This window comes from Lederbergia citrisecunda (assembly GCF_018343695.1).
Lineage (GTDB): Bacteria > Bacillota > Bacilli > Bacillales > Bacillaceae_C > Lederbergia > Lederbergia citrisecunda.
Window position 1 is genome coordinate 717,359 of sequence record NZ_JAGYPJ010000001.1, and the last position, 19,547, is coordinate 736,905.

The window sequence follows — 19,547 nt, forward strand, 5'->3', positions numbered from 1 at the left end:
AGTTACATCTCTTTTTTGTTTTTATCTTGAAAAGTTACTTCAATTCGATTATTATCTAATTAGATAATAATAAAAGTAGGTGTGTTTATAGATGCAGTTAAATAAAATTGTTGAATTTCATAAAGCATTAGGCGATCTCACGCGGATTAAGATTATTGCTTTGCTACAGCAAGGACCGTTGCATGGTCAGGCAATCGCAGAGAAGCTTGGACTTAAGCCGCCTACCATCACACATCATATAGCAAAGCTGCGTGAAGTTGGATTAATTAGAGAACGACGTGATAAAAACACAATTTACTTTTCATTAAATACAAAAATTTTAGAGATGAATGCAAATGCTATTTTATCTGTAGGAACGGGGGGTGTGTCCAATATGGAAATGTCTGTGACAGAAGAAGAACGGATAAAGATTATTCAAAATTTCTTCACAAAAGAAGGAAAGTTGAAAAACTACCCTGCACAGCGTAAGAAAAAGCTTGTTGTGCTAACACATATGGTTAAGGGATTGGAATTTGGAAGGGTATACCCTGAGAAAGAAATCAACGAGTATTTAAAACAGTTTCATGAGGATTATGCAACATTAAGACGTGAACTTATTATGTGTCAATATATGTACAGGGAAAACAATCAATATGAATTAAATCCTATTGAATTATGGTGGTTAAAGTAAGGAGGTGTCTAAGTTTCAGACACCTGTTTTTTTGTAAATCTAATTAGATAATTGTGAAATTAGATGAGTATGAAAGGAGTTGATATTTATGGGCCTTACGTTTCTTAAAGAAGAAAAACAATACCGTCGCTTATTCCTAGCTGGAATTGTTAACGGTATTGGAGACCGTTTTAGCTCAGTTGCTGTGCTTGCCATGCTTTTGCATATAACTGGTTCAGGCTTTGCTGTAGGGGTGACATTAGCAATACGGCTTATCCCTTTCTTATTATTTGGACCAATAGGGGGATGGGCAGCTGACAAATTTTCACGAAAAACGATATTAGTTACGACAGACCTTGTTAGAATTGTGTTTGCTTTATCATTTTTATTTGTACACAGCAAAGAGGATCTTTGGATTGTCTATATTAGTTCATTCATCTTAGCAGCTGGGGAAGCTATTTACAGTCCAGTGCGGAAATCATCTATTTCGACCTTAGTGAAGCAAGAAAATTTAATCAAAATTAATAGCTTGGAACAAGTTATGGTTGGGATTGTTTTAATTATTGGTGCCTTTACAGGTGGGATTGTTTCTGCAATCTTTGGGGCAAATATTACATTTTGGCTAAATGCGATTTCTTTTCTAGGTGCGGCAGTTATTTTAGCTACGATAGCTTTACCTAAAAATAAAATGGAGAAGGATATGATAACAGAAGGAAGAGAGAAACGATCTAATTCAACATTTCGAAAAGTTGTGTTAATGTCAATTCCAATCCAAGTTCTGCTTATTTGCGAAATATTAATAGCTTCAATAAATGGGATAGATAATGTCCTTATCAGTGTGTATGCCGTAAATGTGTACCATCTTGGCGATGTAGGAGTTGGTCTTTTTTATGGTGCATTAGGAATGGGCTTAATGTTAAGCTTTTCTGTAGCTAATCGTCTTAACAAAAATTTCTTAGCTATAGGTTTAATTTGTATTATGCTCGAAGGGATGTTCCTTTTGCTGTTAAGTAAAACACATATAGTTTGGATTGCTTTCTTCACGTTTTGTGGAGCAGCTTGTATGGCTGGAGTTGGTAATACTTGTTTTGATACGATTCTCATGAAGGAAATTCCTGAAGAACATCGAGGAAAAATGTTTGGACTAATGGCGACCATAGGTAACACCATAATGGGGATATCTATGTTTTTAGCGGGTTCAGCATTACAATATATTTCACCACGGTCTCTAGGTATGATTGGCGGAATTGCCTATATTATTATCGCCACTTTGCTCTTGACTGTCTTTTCAACGAAAGTATACCGAAAGAGAGGAACTATTTATAGATAGAAATTAAATTGCGTAAAAGAATGTAAATTAATTGATAGCCAAAAATAAACGGTCAAGCAGAATTGCTGAGTGTATAAAGACTCTCAGTAGTTCGTCTAATTCTATTAGACAGACTTTTCATTTTTGACTAGTATCTTTTAAGAATATTGCTTTACTAGATTCCATATATTATAATATTAATAAATAAATACATTTGACGTTAAGTCAAAGGGGAGTAGCGTTAGGTGAACGAATGAATTTCACCTAAAACAAAGTCGTCATTTCGTGAAGGAATTCACCGGCTTTGTTGGCATAATGAATGTCCAGCAAGACCTTTGCCCATATGGCAGAGGTCTTTTTGTTTTCATTGAAATCAAAATTTCCTGCCTGGGGGGATGTAAAAAAAAGGAGGAAATTTGATGGATTTATCGATTATTTTAGAGTATGGATGGGTATTTTTAGTACTCATTGGATTGGAAGGTATACTTGCGGCAGACAATGCCGTAGTAATGGCCGTAATGGTAAAACATTTGCCGGAAAAACTACAGAAAAAGGCATTGTTCTACGGATTGTTAGGTGCATTTATTTTCCGCTTTGCCGCACTATTTGCGATTACTTTCCTCGTAAATGTATGGCAAATTCAAGCAATAGGCGCCGTGTATTTAATATATCTTGCAATTCACCATATGGTTAAAAATAAAAATAAAGAGAAAACCACAAAAACTGTTAAAAATAGTAAAGGCCAATCATTTTGGATGACTGTTTTAAAAGTAGAGATAGCAGATATCGCATTTGCGATTGATTCCATGCTTGCAGCTGTCGCCTTAGCTGTAACATTAAAACCAACTGGATGGTTCCAAGTTGGCGGAATCGACGGTGGACAATTTACAGTTATGCTTTTAGGAGGACTCGTCGGAGTCGTCATAATGCGTTTTGCGGCGACGTCATTTGTAAAACTTTTAGCAAAATATCCTACACTGGAGACAGCTGCCTTTTTAATTGTTGGCTGGGTTGGAGTGAAATTATCAATCTTTACCTTAGCGCACCCGAATGTATCCATACTTGATGAACATTTCCCAGAATCTACCGCATGGAAATTAACCTTTTGGATTGTGTTAATAGGTATTGCCTTAGGTGGATATTTAATATCAAAGAAAAAAGCCATTCATAAAAGACAATCGGCTAATTTATATAATTAATATTAAGAGGAAGCTAATCCAGGTGATCAGCTTCCTCTTTCGATTTATTGTTGCTTTCCGCCTAATTGAGCTTGTGCTTGTTGAACTAATCTTTTTGTTATTTCTCCACCAACTGATCCATTAGCTCTTGAAGCTGTATCTGAACCAAGAGTTACTCCGAATTCTTGGGCGATTTCATATTTGACTTGATCTAAATATTGTTCTATTCCTGGTACAAGTAATTGATTACTGTTTCGATTGGCCATTTAAATGCTCTCCTTTTATTTAATTTACTTCGTACTTATAGTATGGACTCATACAGAAAAAGCATAACTGGTAAATGCATCACCTTTATCTGAAAAATGTATATAGTGGAAAAGGCATGCTAGGAAGAATAAAATGGATGTTTTTCTTTTCATTGCTACACTTTTTCTTTAATATAGAAGCATGATGTAACATTGGGGGATAATAATAGGCATGAAACACTTAAAGAAACATAAGTTGACTAGGCTAACTCCGTTTAGGATCCTAGTTACATATTACGTATTAACGGTCGCTTTTTCGGCAATTCTTTTAAGTCTTCCGTTTGCCCGAAAGCCTGGTGCTGAATGGTCCTTTATGGATGCTGTGTTTACGGCTGCAAGTTCTGTCAGTGTAACGGGATTAACAACTGTAAATATCGCTGAAACATTTACAGTACCTGGTATTTTTTTATTAATGTTTGTGTTGCAAATAGGCGGAATTGGAATTATGACTATCAGTACGTTTTTTTGGCTGCTACTAGGGAAAAAAGTTGGACTGATGCATAGACAATTAATTAGAACCGATCAAAATCAAATCAATCTTGCAGGCCTTGTTGCACTATTAAAACAAATTATATACATCATTTTAATGATTGAACTTTTTGGTGCTCTTGTGCTCGGAATTTACTATATTAAATATTTCCCTACTTGGCAGGAAGCATTATTACAAGGTTTATTTGCTTCCATTAGTGCAACGACAAATGCTGGATTTGATATAACAGGGCAATCACTTATTCCGTTTGCTCGAGATTATTTTGTTCAATTTGTGACGATGCTTTTAATTATTTTAGGTGCGATCGGCTTTCCTGTATGGATTGAAGTGAAAAGATTTTTACTTCATAAAAATGAAAAGATTCGCTTTCGTTTTAGTCTTTTTACTAAAATTACGACTACCACTTATTTTTTACTATTAATAATAGGAACCGTTGTAATTGTTGCAATTGAATTTAATCATTTTTTTATTGGAAAGTCTTGGCATGAGTCATTTTTCTACGCATTATTCCAATCGACAACGATGAGGAGTGCCGGTTTGCTTACATTGGATGTTAATCAATTGACTATATCCACTATACTTTTTTTATCATTTCTAATGTTTATTGGTGCGTCCCCTAGTTCAGTTGGCGGCGGAATTCGAACAACAACTTTTGCTCTTAACATCCTTTTTCTGTTTCATTTTGCAAGAGGCCGTTCTTCGATTAAAGTCTTTCAGCGTGAAATACATCAAAATGATGTCATCAAATCTTTGGTTGTTTTAATGCTTGCTGTAATATTGACGGGTATGTCGATTTTATTATTATCCATTACTGAAGATGCTAGCCTTATTTCTATTATTTTTGAAGTAGCATCTGCATTCGGTACATGTGGCGCTTCAATGGGCATTACTCCCTACTTATCTGATTTTGGGAAATCCATATTAATTTTGTTAATGTTCATTGGAAGAATCGGCATTTTGTCCTTTTTATTCATTATGTCTAATAATGAAAAAGAACCTGACTTTCATTATCCAACAGAAAGAGTCATTATTGGATAAGTTATTACTATGATTTCTTATAAAAAAGATTTATCATATTTTTATACAGACAACAGGAGGGGTTTATTATGGGAAACAAAATTAGAATTGGGATTACTGGTTATGGAAACTTAGGTAGAGGGGTAGAAGCATCAATAAAGCAAAATCCTGATATGGAACTTGTAGCTGTGTTTTCCAGGCGTGACCCTGCAAGTGTAACTGTAGCAGATCCGAATGTAAAAGTGCTGCCGATCGCGTCTGCTGAGGACTATAAAAACGATATTGATGTAATGATTTTATGTGGAGGATCTGCAACTGATTTACCTGAACAAGGACCGTCTTTTGCAGCACACTTTAATACAATTGATAGCTTTGACACACACGCAAAAATACCAGAGTATTTTGCCTCTATGGATGAGGTTGCAAAGCCTTCCGGAAAAGTAAGTATTATTTCTGTGGGATGGGACCCAGGAATGTTTTCAATTAATAGGCTCCTTGGTGAAGCGATTTTACCAGTTGGAGAAACTTATACTTTTTGGGGAAAAGGCTTAAGTCAAGGACATTCTGACGCTGTAAGAAGAATCAAAGGGGTAAAAGCTGCAGTTCAATATACAATTCCAATTGAAGAAGCTGTAAATCGAGTAAGAAGTGGTGAAAATCCTGAATTGTCCACTAGAGAAAAGCATTTAAGGGAGTGCTTTGTTGTAGCGGAAGATGGTGCTGATCTTTCCGAAATTGAAACAACCATTAAGGAAATGCCACACTATTTTTCGGATTATAATACAATCGTTAACTTTATTAATGAAGAAGAGTTTCGTGTAAATCACTCAAAAATGATGCACGGTGGATTTGTCATAAGAAGTGGAGAAACGGGTGAGGGCAATAAAGAAATCATGGAATTTTCTTTAAAGCTTGATAGTAACCCGGAATATACAGCAAGTGTTTTAACAGCCTATGCAAGAGCTGCATATAAGCTTAGCATAGAGGGACAGGCGGGAGCTAAAACGGTATTTGACGTTCCACCTGCAATGCTCTCTCCAAAATCACCTGAACAATTAAGAAAAGAACTTTTATAAAGGTAAAAAAAATCCGGAGCTTTTTACGGAGGAAACTGAAAATCATTCTTTTTTACAGATTAATTAATTTGCATTAAAAAAGCCGACCGTAATAACCCAGAAGTGGATATTGCGGTCGGCTTTGCTGTTGATTAGAGCAAAAGGTGCTTGACTCCTGCGGGAATACTGGGCAGGAGAGACCCCGCGGAAAGCGTTCGCCTAATCAACAATCAAATCTAAGATTGCATTAAAAAATAAATGGTATTTTCGGTGTCCTCCAATTTAGCTGCCGGTTTTTTTCTGAATGCTTATCGAATCCAATGGATAAATGGTTGGACTTCCGTCTGTAGGTTCGAAATGAATTAATCCAAAAGACGTTCGAGGAATGATTTTTTCGTTTTGTTGATAAGTTTTTATGCAAAAAGGGAACACTTCAATTTGTGTATGCTTATAAAGCTCTCTTTCGTTTAATTTCAGTTCACTCATTAATTTACCTTCTTTTATTATTCCTTCGTAAAGTTCAGAGCGAGTTTTTCGTTCGACAATATCATCCCACCATGCTTTTCGAGGTTTATAACGTCGATTTATTAAATAATCGTATTTCATTAACCCCTCAGCTAAGTCAAAATGTTTCATGTTCTTTTCAGAAAGAAATTGCTTAAGACGAGTAAATAAATCTTCCAATTGGTGACCAATGCGCGACCAGTTTTGCTCTTCCCAATACGTTCCAAATTCTTGGAAGAAATCAAAGGGAGTTTCAAAGCTTTGCGAAGTTAAAAATTGGACAGTTCGATCCATCCGATGATCATTCCAATATTTTTCCAGCACATCCTCCACTTGCTTAATCCTGATAATATCATCAAAATTAATGACGTTATTGCCTAAAATTTCGTAAGGGGCATGATCCATGTATGTGTAGCCAAAATGTTTAGCAGAAATTCTTAATCCTGTACCACGAAGCATTTTTAAAAATCCTAGCTGCAATTCTTCCGGCTCTAGCGCGAAAACATCATTAAAGGTTTGGCGGAAGGAATCATAATTTTCCTCTGGCAGCCCTGCAATTAAATCTAAATGCTGCAGTATTTTACCGCCTTCTTTAACCATGCGCACAGTCCTCGTTAATTTTTCAAAGTTTTGCCTTCTTTTTACGAGTTCATTTGTTAAATCATTCGTCGATTGTACTCCAATTTCGAAGCGGAATAGCCCTGCAGGTGCTTCTTTATTTAAAAAATCAATTACTTCCGGTCTCATAATATCACCGGTAATTTCAAATTGAAAAACGGAACCAGGTCTTCTTTCGTCAATTAAAAATTGAAACATTTCCATCGCATAGCTTCTACTTATATTAAAAGTTCGATCGACAAATTTAATCGTTTTGGCGCCATGATCCAATAAATACCTTATGTCTTCTTTAATTTTTTCTCGATTAAAATACCTTACACCTACTTCTATAGAAGAAAGACAAAACTGGCAACTGAAAGGACAGCCACGGCTCGTTTCAATGTAAATGACGCGTTTCGACAAATGAGGAATATCTTCTTGAAACCTGAAGGGAGATGGCGATTCTCGCAAGTCTATTTTAGCTCGAACGGGATTGATAACGGGTTTTCCGTCTTTCATGTATCCAATTCCCAATACTTTTTCCATTTCCATATTTCCGTTTAACTCGTGTAGCAGCTGTTTAAATGTTTCTTCTCCTTCACCTATAACGATAAAATCAATTTCCGGCAGTCTTTTAAGCCAGTGAACAACGTCATAAGAGACCTCAGGGCCACCAAGGACTATTTTTACATCGGGCATTATTTTTCGTAATATTTCAATGACTTTAATCGTTTCTTCGATATTCCATATATAACAGCTAAATCCGATCACATCAGGCTTTTTATTGTATAAATCCGTAACAATATTCAATGTCGGATCTTTAATCGTATATTCCGCAAGCTCCATATTGAACTCTGGTGCTGCGTATGCTTTTAAGTGACGAATAGCCAAATTCGTATGAATATATTTCGCATTTAATGTACTTGCGATGATTTTCATTTAAAATGCTTTCTCCTTCTATTCTTATTTGAGGAAACATTGTGATAAAAGATAGTTTCCTCCTAGCGAAGCAACCATCGACTTAATTTAAAGTATGGAAGTTTTTAGGTCGATTAATAAGATGCTTTCACTTTTCTTATACAATCCTTCTTATTTTACAGGACTTGGCTGAAAACCTCAATTATAGAAGAAATGAAAAAGCGGGCATTTATTCGCTCTGCCCGCGTGGTTCACTTATACTTTCTTTTATCCGATCTAAAGTTTTCTTCCATCCTGACCATTTTAATTCAATGATTGGTTGCATTACTGTTGTTACAATTTTGCTGGATAATAGGAAAGTGAGTAACAACGAAACGAATAATAATATAATAAATGTTTTCGAATCATATACATATGACTCGATTGTACTTTCTCTAAAAGCACGAACAATAAATCCATGGAGCAAATACACATATAGTGTATTTCTTCCCAATTTTGTAAAAAAGAATTTTCTTTTTGGGATAAAAGCGAAGAATACAGCAATCATTAGAAAATTAATCGTGTAAACTCCTATTCGTTTGATGAATCCTATTGCAGAAAAAGTTTCTAAATAGCTATACGGTTTAGAACCTAACAGCCATTTCTCGTCTAGTTCTGGAAAAATAATGATTACTAAAGCAACAATAAAAATTGCTCCTGTCATTAAAATTCTCGAGCGGGATTCCGATAATAATTGAAAATGTTCCTTTTTCAAATAATATCCAACGATAAAAAATGGAAAAAATACAAATGTTCGTGAAAGGCTTAAAAAATTTGAAATCCAATCGACATAGCCTACAATCAGTCCTAATAGCAACGCTAAGCTTATAGCATATATAGGCTTCAATTTATTAAAACCAATAAGCATGATATTCCAACAAAATAAGCTTATTAAAAACCAAAGGGACCAGTGGGGATTAAAAAAATCGATAGTTAACATTGATTTGCTATATAAAATAAAGTAAAAAATGGAGTATATTACTTGGAAAATTAAATATGGGATGATTAATTTTTTTGTGATTTTTACTATATAGCCTTTTTCATAAATCCCTTTTGCAAAAAATCCTGATACGAGAATAAACGCGGGCATATGGAAGGTGTAGAGCAATTTATAGAGAGTGGAAAAGAATAAATTGGAATCAATATATGATTGAATTAGATGACCAAACACTACCAAGAAAATTAATATAAATTTAGCATTATCAAAATAGTAATCTCTTTTCGCCATAAAAATCACCAGTTTCATAGTTGATGGCGTTATTTTACCCTGAAAAAACGAAGTATAACATTACGTTTTAGTATCGATTGTATGACAAGTGACAAATATTCCACCAAATTGTTAAGAAATCGTGACAACTTGTAAAAAGAATGTCTAATTTTGCGAATCCATTTACAATTACAAATATTGTTGAGATAATGGCATAGTTGAGTTTTAAGGTCAATATATGGGGGAGAACTAGAAATGTATGGGAGAAATAAAGAAAAAGCACTATTTTTAATAAGAATTCAGGAAAAACGTGAAAAAATGTGTCTATTTGGTAGAGTTTATGGTCTCAATTCGCATAAGACGATTCAATGCAGTCAAGAGCTTGATTCTTTATTAAATGAATATTATCTACTTTTTCAATCTATCAACAAGAAAAAGTCGGTTGCGGCACCTCGAATGGCTGTAGCACATAGTTATGTAAGGCAGTATTCACTTCCTTATGCTAAATAATACATCTATCTAAAAGGAATTAGGCAACCATAAGTCGAATTGTATTGTGAAAGAAAAATAGAATAGGAGAGGAAAGAATTTATGGGAAAAGCAGCGTTACAATTATATTCTGTAAGAGAAGCCGCAGAGAAAGATTTCCTTGGGACTGTGCAAAAAGTCGCTGATATGGGATACGATGCCATTCAATTTGCGGGCTATTTTAACACTCCAGCCCATGAATTAAAAAGCGTTCTTGATGAAAAAGGTATCACTGTAGCAGGTAGTCATATCATGCTCGATGCTTTTAAAGGTGAGCAATTAATTGAAACGTTTAAATACAATCGAGAAATTGGCAATAACTTATTAATTGTTCCAGGTATAGCTCCTCATTATCGTGATAGTGAAGATGCTTGGAAAAGAACAGCTGAAGAATTCAATAAAATTGGTCAAGCATGTAAAAAAGAGGGCTTCACATTTGCTTATCACAACCATAATTTTGAATTTGAAAAATTTGGAGATACTACTGGATTTGATTTATTATTTGGAAATTCAGATCCTGATTTAGTAAAAATAGAGCTCGATTGCTATTGGGCAACATTTGCAGACCTCGACCCACTTGACCTTATTAACCAGTACGGAAATCGGATTGTTTCTCTTCATCTAAAAGATATGACAGTTGAGAACGGTAAAAAGAGAAGTATTGAAATCGGTTCAGGAAGCTTGGATATTGCAAGCTTGCTTGATGTCGGAACGAAAAATGATGTGAAATGGTTCATCATTGAGCAAGAACAGTTTGATGGTGATCCGATGGAAAGTTCAAAAGTAAATATTGAGAATTTAAAAACGTTAATGAACAAATAAGCTTATCTAACAACTCCGATTTTTCTATAGTCGGAGCTTTTTTATAATGAAAGGACATAGAAGTTTTTTATTAGTTTGTATTTCAGAAATAAGGTTAGCACTGTCCAGATGAGTATCTATCGAATAGCAAGCTTCTGGTCATTACTTTTTCGAAAGTTAACATTGGTTCGACTTGTAGATCTAGCTGCAAACACCACCTCTTTAGGTCAGAAACCAGCGTCAATAAAAGTCAAAGCTCGGCTTTTTTTCCTAAGTACATTTGCTTGGGACAGGCACTCTGGATGTGGTGAAGGAAGGTGTTGTAACATGACCTGCGCCATTCTGGAGTTTCTACGTTTATGGGCAAGGTGCTTACGCTTTTCTAAAAATATCATTTACTATGAAAGGATGAGATGATTGAGCCTCGAAGTGGAATTAATCCTTGATGTGAAAGCAGAACTTGGAGAAGGACCTTCATGGGACGGGGATTCTAACGTATTGTATTGGGTAGATATTCTCGGAAAATGTATCCATACATATGAACCTACCACTGGCAAGACTGGAATGATTCAATTACATGAGCATATTGGAGCAGTCGTACCTAAAAAGGGCGGAGGTTTTGCCGCGGTTCTGCAAAGTGGATTTTATGAAGTTGATCTACCTTCTGAGAAATTGACAGCGATCGCAGACCCTGAAGAGCATTTACCAAATAATCGTTTTAATGATGGAAAATGCGACCCTAAAGGACGGTTTTGGGCTGGAACGATGCCATATGATGGTGAGGAAGGGAAAGGGAATTTTTATGTCCTTGAACCGAATGGTCATGTTAAAAAGGTGTTGGATAATATAACATGTTCCAATGGAATCGCTTGGAATCCCGAAAATACAACTATGTATTATATTGATACCCCAACAAGGCAAGTGGCGGCATTTGATTATGATCTTGAAACTGGGGAGATATCAAATAGACGTGTGGCTGTTGAAATTCCTCAAGGAATGGGTGTACCGGACGGGATGACATCTGATGTAGAGGGGAATATTTGGGTGGCGCATTGGGGAGGTTATCGAGTTACAAAATGGAATCCGAATACAGGAGAAATGTTGGATTCTATTCCGATTCCTGCACCACAAGTGACATCATGTGTTTTTGGTGGAAATAATATGGATGAGTTATATATAACAACTGCTAGAACAGGCTTGGACGAAGAAACATTAAGGGAGTATCCTCATACTGGTGGTTTATTTATGATAAAAACGAATACTAAAGGAGCTCCAACCTTTAAATTCGGAAATTTAAGAGACTAGAATGTTAAATGACAATAAAGATGTTTAATTATGTTTATAAATTCTAATCATAGTACTCATTTAAAAGGAAATGTTGGTTAAGGGACGTTTTCAATAAAATTGGATATTTTTGTTGAATTATAGAAGAGAGTGTAAACGTTCCTCTTTAACTAATGGAGCAGGTTAAAAAAGTTATTTGTAATTGAATTCTGAAAAATTAGTTATATATTTAATTTCAGATTTGAGTAAAAAATACAAAGGCGGTATTAAATTGACCGAACTTAAACTGATTAATACTTACAAAAGCGAACTTCAAAGTTATTCATTGGAACAGCTAAGATATATATCAGAAGAAGGGGTTTGGTCTATTGGGCAAATGTATGACCATTTAATTCTTGTTGCCCATGAGTATCTAGATAATATGGAAACATGTGCTACCTTAAGTAATGAACAACCCCTAGGGAAAACGGAGTTTGGTGAGCATTTATATAGTAACGGAGGGTTTCCACCAATTAAAATTAAATTACCGGATGAACTAAATACTCCACCTAATAATTCGGATAGCAAGGACGAACTTATTAGTAGATTGGAACAAGTAATTTTAAGGATGAGCAAATGGGAATCGAAAGTGGATAATATAAACCCAAATTATAAAGTCGAGCATGGAGGATTCGGTTGGCTTAATGCAAAGGAATGGTATGATTTGGTTGGTATGCACTTTCGTCATCACTTGCGTCAAAAGGACGAGTTAGAACAAAGGTTTGTTAAGTACCGGGTGCGTTAGTAAAATAGTTATAGGTCTTTTTTGCAGTTCTTTTCCATATTTCCAATAGGAGCAATTGTAGAATATTACTTTGTTTTAACAACATTATTGAATTTAATGAATACAGGTTAAAGAAAAGTATATAACTATTTTTTGAACACCGTTCCTTATCGGAACGGTGTTATGTGTGGTTTGAGTATTAAGATTAAACAATTTTTTTGTTAATAAACATAGAATGATCGTTAAAGGGTAAACTGTCCAAAAGAAAAAATAGGAGGTTTACGTATGGAAGATCACTCAATGACTTTAAAAAATAAAGTAGCCATCGTAACCGGTGCTGCCTCGGGTATTGGTGCAGCATCAGCGATAAGACTTGCAAAATCAGGTGCCTCTGTTGGACTTCTTGACCTAAAAGAAAAGAATGCAGAAAAGGTAAAACATGAAATAGAACAGATTGGCGGAAAAGCGATTATTATGGATGTCGACCTATCTGATCCAGAGCGGGTGGAAAGCTCCGTTAATCAAGTAGTCTCAGAATTTGGACGACTTGATATTGTGTTTGCGAACGCTGGTATAAATGGAGTTATTACACCAATAGAAGATTTTGCACCAGATGAATGGGATCATACCATTTCCACAAATTTAAAAAGTACATTTTTAACTGTAAAATTTTCCATACCTCATCTAAAAAAAGATGGCGGTAGTATCATTATTACGAGTTCGGTTAATGGTAACCGAAAATTTTCAGGCATAGGCATGTCTGCATACAGCAGTTCAAAGGCAGGGCAAATGGCGTTTGGAAAAATGGCTGCTCTAGAACTAGCCAAATATAAAATTCGTGTGAATATTATTTGCCCAGGTGCGATAGAAACAAATATTGGAGAAAACACGCATCCGAATGAGGAAAAACTAAAAAAGGTGCAAATTCCAGTAGAATATCCTGAAGGAAGCCATCCACTCGAGGATCGGCCTGGGCAACCTGAACAGGTTGCCAATCTTATTCACTTTTTAGCATCCGATGCGTCCAATCATATTTCTGGTTCTGAAATATATATTGACGGAGCGGAAACGTTGTTATAGATTAATGAAAGTTCTTTTGTCCGTTTTTAGATGTACTGGAGTAATTACCTGAGACTATTTGGGACGAAAATTCAATTGTTCGGGAAGTAATTGTTGAAAAAGTCACAATTCCTTCTCGCATTTGATCCAATCGGGAAGGAACTGTGGGTAAATGTCACAATTCTTTCCCGCATTTGTTTGAATCGGGAAGGAAATTAGGAAAATGTCACAATTTCTTCTCGCATTTGATCGAACCCGGAAGGATTTAGGAATATGTCATGATTTGGTCTCGAATAAGCTCCTAATGAAGATCGATATGCGGTAATCAGATCTGTAGAGGTTAAATATGATAGCAGGTATAAAAAAACTGTCCAGCCGTAATGGCTTGGACAGTTTTATTCATAATTATGAACGTGAAACTAAAGTAATATCATTTTCCGATAACACAGCTTGCAAATTCTTTTCCTCAGGATAATCAAGGATAAAATCAGCTATTTTATCTTCCAAATGTTCTTGGATAACCCTACGAAGGGCGCGTGCTCCGAAATTTGGATGGTATCCTAGTTCAACTAACTTTTCTTTTACCTCATCCGTAACTTCAAGTTTCATTTCTTGTTCAGTCAAACTTTGATCAAGTTCATTTAGTAGAAGTTGAACAATTGATATTAAATGACTTTTTTCTAGCTTATTAAATTCAATAATATTATCAAAGCGGTTCAAAAACTCTGGTTTAAAGAAAGAACCAAGTGATTCAAGAATGCTTGTTTCTTTTACAACATCGCTTTTACCGAAACCTACTTGAATTTGTTTTGCTCCGCCTGTGCCAGCGTTACTTGTCATAATGATGACAGTATCTTTAAAACTAACAGTTCTTCCTTGACTATCTGTAAGGCGTCCATCCTCAAGAATTTGTAGGAACATGTGCTGCACGTCTGGATGTGCTTTTTCGATTTCATCCAAAAGAATAATGCTATATGGATTCCTACGAACTCTTTCTGTTAATTGGCCAGCTTCTTCATGGCCGACATATCCAGGAGGAGAGCCAATTATTTTTGAGACACTATGTTTTTCCATGTATTCGCTCATATCAAGGCGAATAAGAGCATCCTTCGTTCCAAATAGTTCTTCAGCTAAGCTCTTAGTCAATTCTGTTTTCCCTACACCAGTTGGACCGACAAATAGGAAGGAGCCAATTGGACGATTTTTTGCTTTTAATCCTGCTCTACTGCGGCGAATTGCTTTGGACACTTTTTTTACAGCTTCCTCTTGGCCAATGACCTTTTTAGCAAGGTTTTCTTCAAGATGCTTCATTTTTAGCTGCTCTTCGCTTTGAAGCTTTCCAACAGGAATTCCTGTTTTGAATTCAATAATGTCTTGGATATGGCTAACCTCAACAATAGGCTTGTTTTTACTTGAATGATCGTTTAACGACTTTTCAAGACTTAATTCCTCTTCACGAAGTTTGGCAGCGAGTTCATAGTTTTCTTCAGATAATGCTGCTTGTTTTTCTTGTTCAATTTCAGAAATTCGTTGCTGTACATCTTCATAATTTGGTGATTTCATTGTCAAGTTTAACTTCGATCCTGCTTCATCCATTAAATCAATCGCTTTATCTGGTAGATAACGATCTTGAATGTATCTGCTGGAAAGCTCCACACATGCTTTAAGAGCAGCTTCACTGTATTTTACTTGGTGATAGTTTTCATATTTTTCTCTTAGTCCTTGTAGGATTTCAAGAGCTTTGTCGATAGAAGGTTCTCCGACCTGAACCGGTTGAAAGCGTCGCTCAAGAGCAGCGTCTTTTTCAATTTGTCTATATTCTTTTAATGTTGTGGCGCCGATAACTTGAAGTTCGCCTCTAGCAAGAGCAGGCTTTAATATATTTCCAGCATCCATTGATCCTTCTGCAGAACCAGCACCGACTATGAGATGTATTTCGTCGATAAACAATAAGATGTTTTTTCGTTCCTGTAACTCTGTAATTAGTTGTTTCATTCTTTCCTCAAACTGACCTCGAATACCTGTGTTGGCTACAAGTGAAGCAACATCAAGCAAATAAACCTCTTTATTTATTAATTTTGCAGGAACGTCTTTTTCGATAATTTTTAAGGCAAGTCCTTCGGCAATGGCAGTTTTACCAACACCTGGCTCCCCAATTAATACTGGATTGTTTTTATTCCTCCGGTTCAAAATTTCAATAACTCTTTCGATTTCTTTTTCGCGTCCAATAACGGGATCGATAAGCCCCGCTTTAGCAGCATCATTTAAATTTCGACCAAATTGATCTAGAAATCCATTTTTTCTATCATTTGTTTTTGTTTTTACTTTGTTATTTATATGATTTTCCGGCATAGAAAAGCCTTTGAAAAAATCTTCAAATCCACTTGGACCTTGCATTGAGGCACTTAGTTTTTCTTTTTCTATTGCATAGCATTCAGAACAAAATGGTAAGTTCTGTTTATGACCATTAATATTTAAATGGAGTTGAATGTTTGCATGATTCGTTTGACATTTACTGCATAACATGGATATCAATCCTCCAGTTTGATTTTGACTAACTTTGACTATTCGTTTAAAAATAAAAAGGCTTAATAGGAAGGGAGTATTTGACCTATTTTGACCTTGTATACACATTATACACTGACCTTTTTTGACTTTCAACCATTTTCTAATTTTCTTGGATTTTTTTTCGTTGCATTACATATGGTTTAAGAGGATAGAAAATGGAGAAGAGGGGCAATGTATTGAAAAAATGGACAGGCGCTTTACAAGTGGCTGCAGTATATGTTGGTACTGTTATTGGTGCCGGATTTGCAACAGGAAGAGAGATCGTTGAGTTTTTTACTCAATATCGTTTTTGGGGAATTATTTCTATTTTAATAGTTGGATATTTGTTTATTTTTCTTGGGACAAAAATAATGTTAAAAGCTATTCATATCCAAGCTACTTCGTTTGAGCAGTTCAATGTATATTTATTTGGAAATATTTTATCTAAAATTATGAATGCATTTATGATGATTATGTTACTTGGGGTATGTGCGGTTATGCTTTCAGGAGCGGAAGCGCTTTTTACAGAACAGTTAGGTTTTTCTTATACGATTGGTTCTATTGTGACAATCTCTCTTTCTTTATTTGTTATGGCAGTAGGTGTGAAAGGTTTATTTGCTGTTAATACATTCGTTGTTCCGATGTTAATTATTTTTAACTTCATTCTTTTGTTTAACTCGATTAGGAGTAACGAAATATTTACTTCCTTACTCCATATTCCGGAAGGCCTTATAAGTATAAAAGCGATTATCTCCGCCTTTTCGTATGCGGCATTTAACCTCGCTCTTGCTCAAGCCGTGCTTGTACCGATTGCAGTAGAAATTAATGACAAAGCAATTGTAAAGCTTGGTGGATTTATTGGTGGATCATTATTGACGATCATATTGTTTTCCAGTCATATAATTTTATCATCACTTCCAAATCCCATTCTATTTGATATTCCGATGGCAATCATCGTAAAAGGTGCTGCAAGTGGGATTTATTTTATCTATTTACTGATTATTTATGGAGAGATTTTTACGTCATTGATAGGAAATATGTATGGCTTGGAACGTCAAATACATCGTTACGTTCCGATAGGGAGCTTTTGGATCCATGGTGGCATCATCATTTTAGTTTATATAATCAGTAGAGTAAATTATGGAGAATTACTCAGCATTTTATATCCTTTTTTTGGATACGTGAGTTTGATTTTTTTGTTCATCCTCTGGATGAAACCTCTATCCAGCAATGAAAAAAGCGGCTAATCAAATAGCCGCTCCACATTGTTGACAAACGTTTTCAGCTAGTCTGAATGTGTCTACAAACTGAAAGTTAATCAATTTAAGTTTCTATTTCTTTTCAATTGTTTCTGCCATCTTTAAAAATGGATCTAAATAATTTAGTTCTTTTGTAGTAAAGATCGTTAGCTTTAAGATTTGGTCATCCTTTTTCAATAAATAGGCTGTAACGACCTCATCATCCTTCTCGGCTTGATATATATGTGCATTTTCCAACCATTTAGAGTGTTTCACTTGTAATTGTGTAACTTCGGAATTTACAGCAGTTAATTGTTCTTTAATCGTTGATACAGAATCATCCATATCCGTTTCAGATGGTAGAATTTCAATCCTCATAAAGTGGCGGTCGTTTTCTTTTAAATAAAGGACATCTTTATTAGGTTCCTCACCAGTCAATTCAAACTCTGGTAATATATATAGTGAATAGTCCTGGTTATCGCTTGAGCGTAAGAAAGCTGTATCTTCCTTTTTTTCCTTATTCACTTCATACGATAAATTCATTTCAAATAATCTAATTTTCTGTGAAGCATCTTCTTGATCGACACTTTGCTTCTCGTCGTTTTCTGCATTAGTGTCATTTTCCTCTTCAACTACTTTATCTCCTTTTGCGGTGGAATTTTTCTCTTCTTGGTTTTCTCCCGCACCACTACCATTCGTTAAGTTGGCTTCACGACCGCTAGTTCCACACGCTGCTAATAAAAGTATTGCTAGAAAACAAGCAGCCATGAATTTTATTGTTTTCAACATCTTGACTTCCTCCTTGAGTAAAATCCCTTTTGCTTTGTTAGACGCTGTTGTAGAAAAAAACGTTACAATTTGATATTAAATTACGATAGAGGGAAGATAATTAAGAGGAGAAGATCAAAAATCAAATGGGAGACGATTAATAATGGCATGCTTCGTTTCCATGCGTACAATACTCCCCAAACAAGTCCACTTACAAACGCTGCAATAGTAAGAATGAGATATCCAGTAAGACAAAAAGCAATTGCATTAATAAATGCTGAAGCCAATATAGCTTTTCCGATACTCATTTTCTTCATTAATCTTTTTAAGACGAACCCTCTCCAAAATATCTCTTCACCTGGAATAATGATTAAAAACAACACAAAATAATGCCATATCCATTCGAGAGAGAATCGCGTGTATAGTTTCGATACTTGTGAGTTAAAGCCTTTAGGTAAAAAGGAAATGAGCCAATCTCCTGCAGCGAATAATAAAAATAATGCCACTCCCGAAAGAATTCCAATGGATAAATATTGTCTCGTTGAGACTTCATCGTCCAGTTTTTCATTTATGATGGCAAAGCTTATTAAAAACAACATGGTTGCAGTATATAAATACCAAAATACTTGTTTGCTTTCAAAAGATATATATATTAAAAAGAATGCCAATAAAAATCCAATCACTAGTTTCCAGTCTATTATTTTATTTTTCATTATGTCTTCCTTTCCAGTAAAAATATCCGAACTAAAAAAACAGGCTATGTAAGATCTCATTTTTTGAGTGATGTAAAGGAAAGAGACTCTTGGCAAAGTGGTGCCAATATAGACCAGTTAATTCCGGCATTTGTTAAATAGTTACGTGCCGTAATCTTACGACAAGCTTCAACAGTGGAAATCAAATTACAAGTTTATCAGAAACAAAAAATAAAATGCAAGCGAGGACGCTTGCATTTAAACGTTTACAGATTCTTGAATTATTTTATAATTTTTATGATTGACAACCGTTTTTTCTTCTAAGTCGAAGTCGCGATAATTTTCCATATAAGTTAAATCTACTATGACAGAGTTCTCATTTATTTTTTCGACAATCCCTTGCAGACCATCTTTAAATTCAATGATGTTTCCAACTTCAGCGATTTTCATTTATGCTCTCCCCCTTGCTTTTCATCTATTTCTAGTGTTAATTCAAGGTGTAAAACGCTTTTGGTAATATATTGCACTATTTTTAATAAAAGTGCAAGGTGAAATACACAATGTATGACAAAAGAGGTATTATATAGAAAAAAACTAAA

18 protein-coding genes and 1 riboswitch are annotated in these 19,547 nt (G+C 35.1%); of the genes, 11 read left to right on the top strand and 7 right to left on the bottom strand.

Annotated features, from left to right (window positions below; all coding sequences use genetic code 11):
- The first annotated feature begins 91 nt into the window (after positions 1 to 91).
- The 3 genes from KHA93_RS03620 (at position 92) to KHA93_RS03630 (ending at position 3,157) form a co-directional block, all read left to right on the top strand.
- A complete protein-coding gene (locus KHA93_RS03620; protein WP_213109470.1) occupies positions 92 to 670 on the top strand; it encodes a DUF2087 domain-containing protein in 579 nt (192 codons plus the stop codon).
- A gap of 88 nt (positions 671 to 758) precedes the next feature.
- Positions 759 to 1,979, top strand: a complete 1,221-nt coding sequence (locus KHA93_RS03625) for an MFS transporter (RefSeq protein ID WP_213109471.1) — start codon at positions 759 to 761, stop codon at positions 1,977 to 1,979.
- Positions 1,980 to 2,176: 197 nt separating this feature from the next.
- A riboswitch (yybP-ykoY riboswitch) is annotated at positions 2,177 to 2,347 on the top strand.
- Positions 2,348 to 2,377: 30 nt separating this feature from the next.
- A complete protein-coding gene (locus tag KHA93_RS03630; protein ID WP_213109472.1) occupies positions 2,378 to 3,157 on the top strand; it encodes a TerC family protein in 780 nt (259 codons plus the stop codon).
- A gap of 44 nt (positions 3,158 to 3,201) precedes the next feature.
- Here the strand turns inward: KHA93_RS03630 and KHA93_RS03635 are convergent, their stop codons facing one another.
- Positions 3,202 to 3,402 carry an alpha/beta-type small acid-soluble spore protein gene (locus KHA93_RS03635; protein WP_213109473.1) on the bottom strand — a complete coding sequence of 67 codons (201 nt, stop codon included), beginning with the start codon at positions 3,400 to 3,402 and terminating at the stop codon, positions 3,202 to 3,204.
- Positions 3,403 to 3,613: 211 nt separating this feature from the next.
- On the opposite strand from KHA93_RS03635, the gene KHA93_RS03640 reads away from it, so the two are divergent.
- On the top strand, positions 3,614 to 4,969 hold the full coding sequence (locus tag KHA93_RS03640; protein ID WP_213109474.1) for a TrkH family potassium uptake protein: 1,356 nt from the start codon (positions 3,614 to 3,616) through the stop codon (positions 4,967 to 4,969).
- Positions 4,970 to 5,037: 68 nt separating this feature from the next.
- Positions 5,038 to 6,024, top strand: coding sequence for a diaminopimelate dehydrogenase (locus tag KHA93_RS03645; RefSeq protein ID WP_213109475.1), 987 nt, complete (start codon positions 5,038 to 5,040; stop codon positions 6,022 to 6,024).
- A gap of 261 nt (positions 6,025 to 6,285) precedes the next feature.
- Here the strand turns inward: KHA93_RS03645 and KHA93_RS03650 are convergent, their stop codons facing one another.
- The gene (locus KHA93_RS03650; RefSeq protein ID WP_213109476.1) at positions 6,286 to 8,043 is read right to left on the bottom strand and encodes a B12-binding domain-containing radical SAM protein; all 1,758 of its coding nucleotides are present in this window, start codon (positions 8,041 to 8,043) and stop codon (positions 6,286 to 6,288) included.
- A 208-nt stretch (positions 8,044 to 8,251) separates the two neighbouring features.
- On the bottom strand, positions 8,252 to 9,289 hold the full coding sequence (locus KHA93_RS03655; RefSeq protein WP_213109477.1) for an acyltransferase family protein: 1,038 nt from the start codon (positions 9,287 to 9,289) through the stop codon (positions 8,252 to 8,254).
- Between the two features lie 234 nt (positions 9,290 to 9,523).
- Between KHA93_RS03655 and KHA93_RS03660 the strand changes: the two genes are divergently transcribed.
- From KHA93_RS03660 to KHA93_RS03680, 5 genes are all read left to right on the top strand, one after another.
- Entirely contained in the window at positions 9,524 to 9,778 is a 255-nt protein-coding gene (locus KHA93_RS03660) for an aspartyl-phosphate phosphatase Spo0E family protein (RefSeq protein ID WP_213109478.1), read from the top strand.
- Positions 9,779 to 9,859: 81 nt separating this feature from the next.
- Positions 9,860 to 10,618, top strand: coding sequence for a sugar phosphate isomerase/epimerase family protein (locus KHA93_RS03665; protein WP_213109479.1), 759 nt, complete (start codon positions 9,860 to 9,862; stop codon positions 10,616 to 10,618).
- A 396-nt stretch (positions 10,619 to 11,014) separates the two neighbouring features.
- Positions 11,015 to 11,902 carry an SMP-30/gluconolactonase/LRE family protein gene (locus KHA93_RS03670; RefSeq protein ID WP_213109480.1) on the top strand — a complete coding sequence of 296 codons (888 nt, stop codon included), beginning with the start codon at positions 11,015 to 11,017 and terminating at the stop codon, positions 11,900 to 11,902.
- A gap of 181 nt (positions 11,903 to 12,083) precedes the next feature.
- Positions 12,084 to 12,665, top strand: a complete 582-nt coding sequence (locus KHA93_RS03675; protein WP_349772253.1) for a DinB family protein — start codon at positions 12,084 to 12,086, stop codon at positions 12,663 to 12,665.
- 279 nt (positions 12,666 to 12,944) lie between these two features.
- Complete coding sequence (locus KHA93_RS03680; RefSeq protein ID WP_213112759.1) at positions 12,945 to 13,724, top strand: SDR family oxidoreductase; 780 nt, start codon at positions 12,945 to 12,947, stop codon at positions 13,722 to 13,724.
- 384 nt (positions 13,725 to 14,108) lie between these two features.
- On the opposite strand, the gene KHA93_RS03685 is transcribed toward KHA93_RS03680, so the two are convergent.
- The gene (locus KHA93_RS03685; RefSeq protein WP_213109481.1) at positions 14,109 to 16,229 is read right to left on the bottom strand and encodes an ATP-dependent Clp protease ATP-binding subunit; all 2,121 of its coding nucleotides are present in this window, start codon (positions 16,227 to 16,229) and stop codon (positions 14,109 to 14,111) included.
- 197 nt (positions 16,230 to 16,426) lie between these two features.
- Between KHA93_RS03685 and KHA93_RS03690 the strand changes: the two genes are divergently transcribed.
- Positions 16,427 to 17,497 carry a YkvI family membrane protein gene (locus tag KHA93_RS03690; RefSeq protein ID WP_233711035.1) on the top strand — a complete coding sequence of 357 codons (1,071 nt, stop codon included), beginning with the start codon at positions 16,427 to 16,429 and terminating at the stop codon, positions 17,495 to 17,497.
- A gap of 84 nt (positions 17,498 to 17,581) precedes the next feature.
- Here the strand turns inward: KHA93_RS03690 and KHA93_RS03695 are convergent, their stop codons facing one another.
- The 3 genes from KHA93_RS03695 to KHA93_RS03705 all read right to left on the bottom strand — a co-directional run bounded on the left by KHA93_RS03695 (position 17,582) and on the right by KHA93_RS03705 (position 19,398).
- A complete protein-coding gene (locus KHA93_RS03695; protein ID WP_213109482.1) occupies positions 17,582 to 18,277 on the bottom strand; it encodes a DUF8580 domain-containing lipoprotein in 696 nt (231 codons plus the stop codon).
- Between the two features lie 80 nt (positions 18,278 to 18,357).
- Positions 18,358 to 18,969, bottom strand: coding sequence for a CPBP family intramembrane glutamic endopeptidase (locus KHA93_RS03700; protein WP_213109483.1), 612 nt, complete (start codon positions 18,967 to 18,969; stop codon positions 18,358 to 18,360).
- 237 nt (positions 18,970 to 19,206) lie between these two features.
- The gene (locus KHA93_RS03705; protein WP_213109484.1) at positions 19,207 to 19,398 is read right to left on the bottom strand and encodes a YkvS family protein; all 192 of its coding nucleotides are present in this window, start codon (positions 19,396 to 19,398) and stop codon (positions 19,207 to 19,209) included.
- Positions 19,399 to 19,547 lie beyond the last annotated feature (149 nt).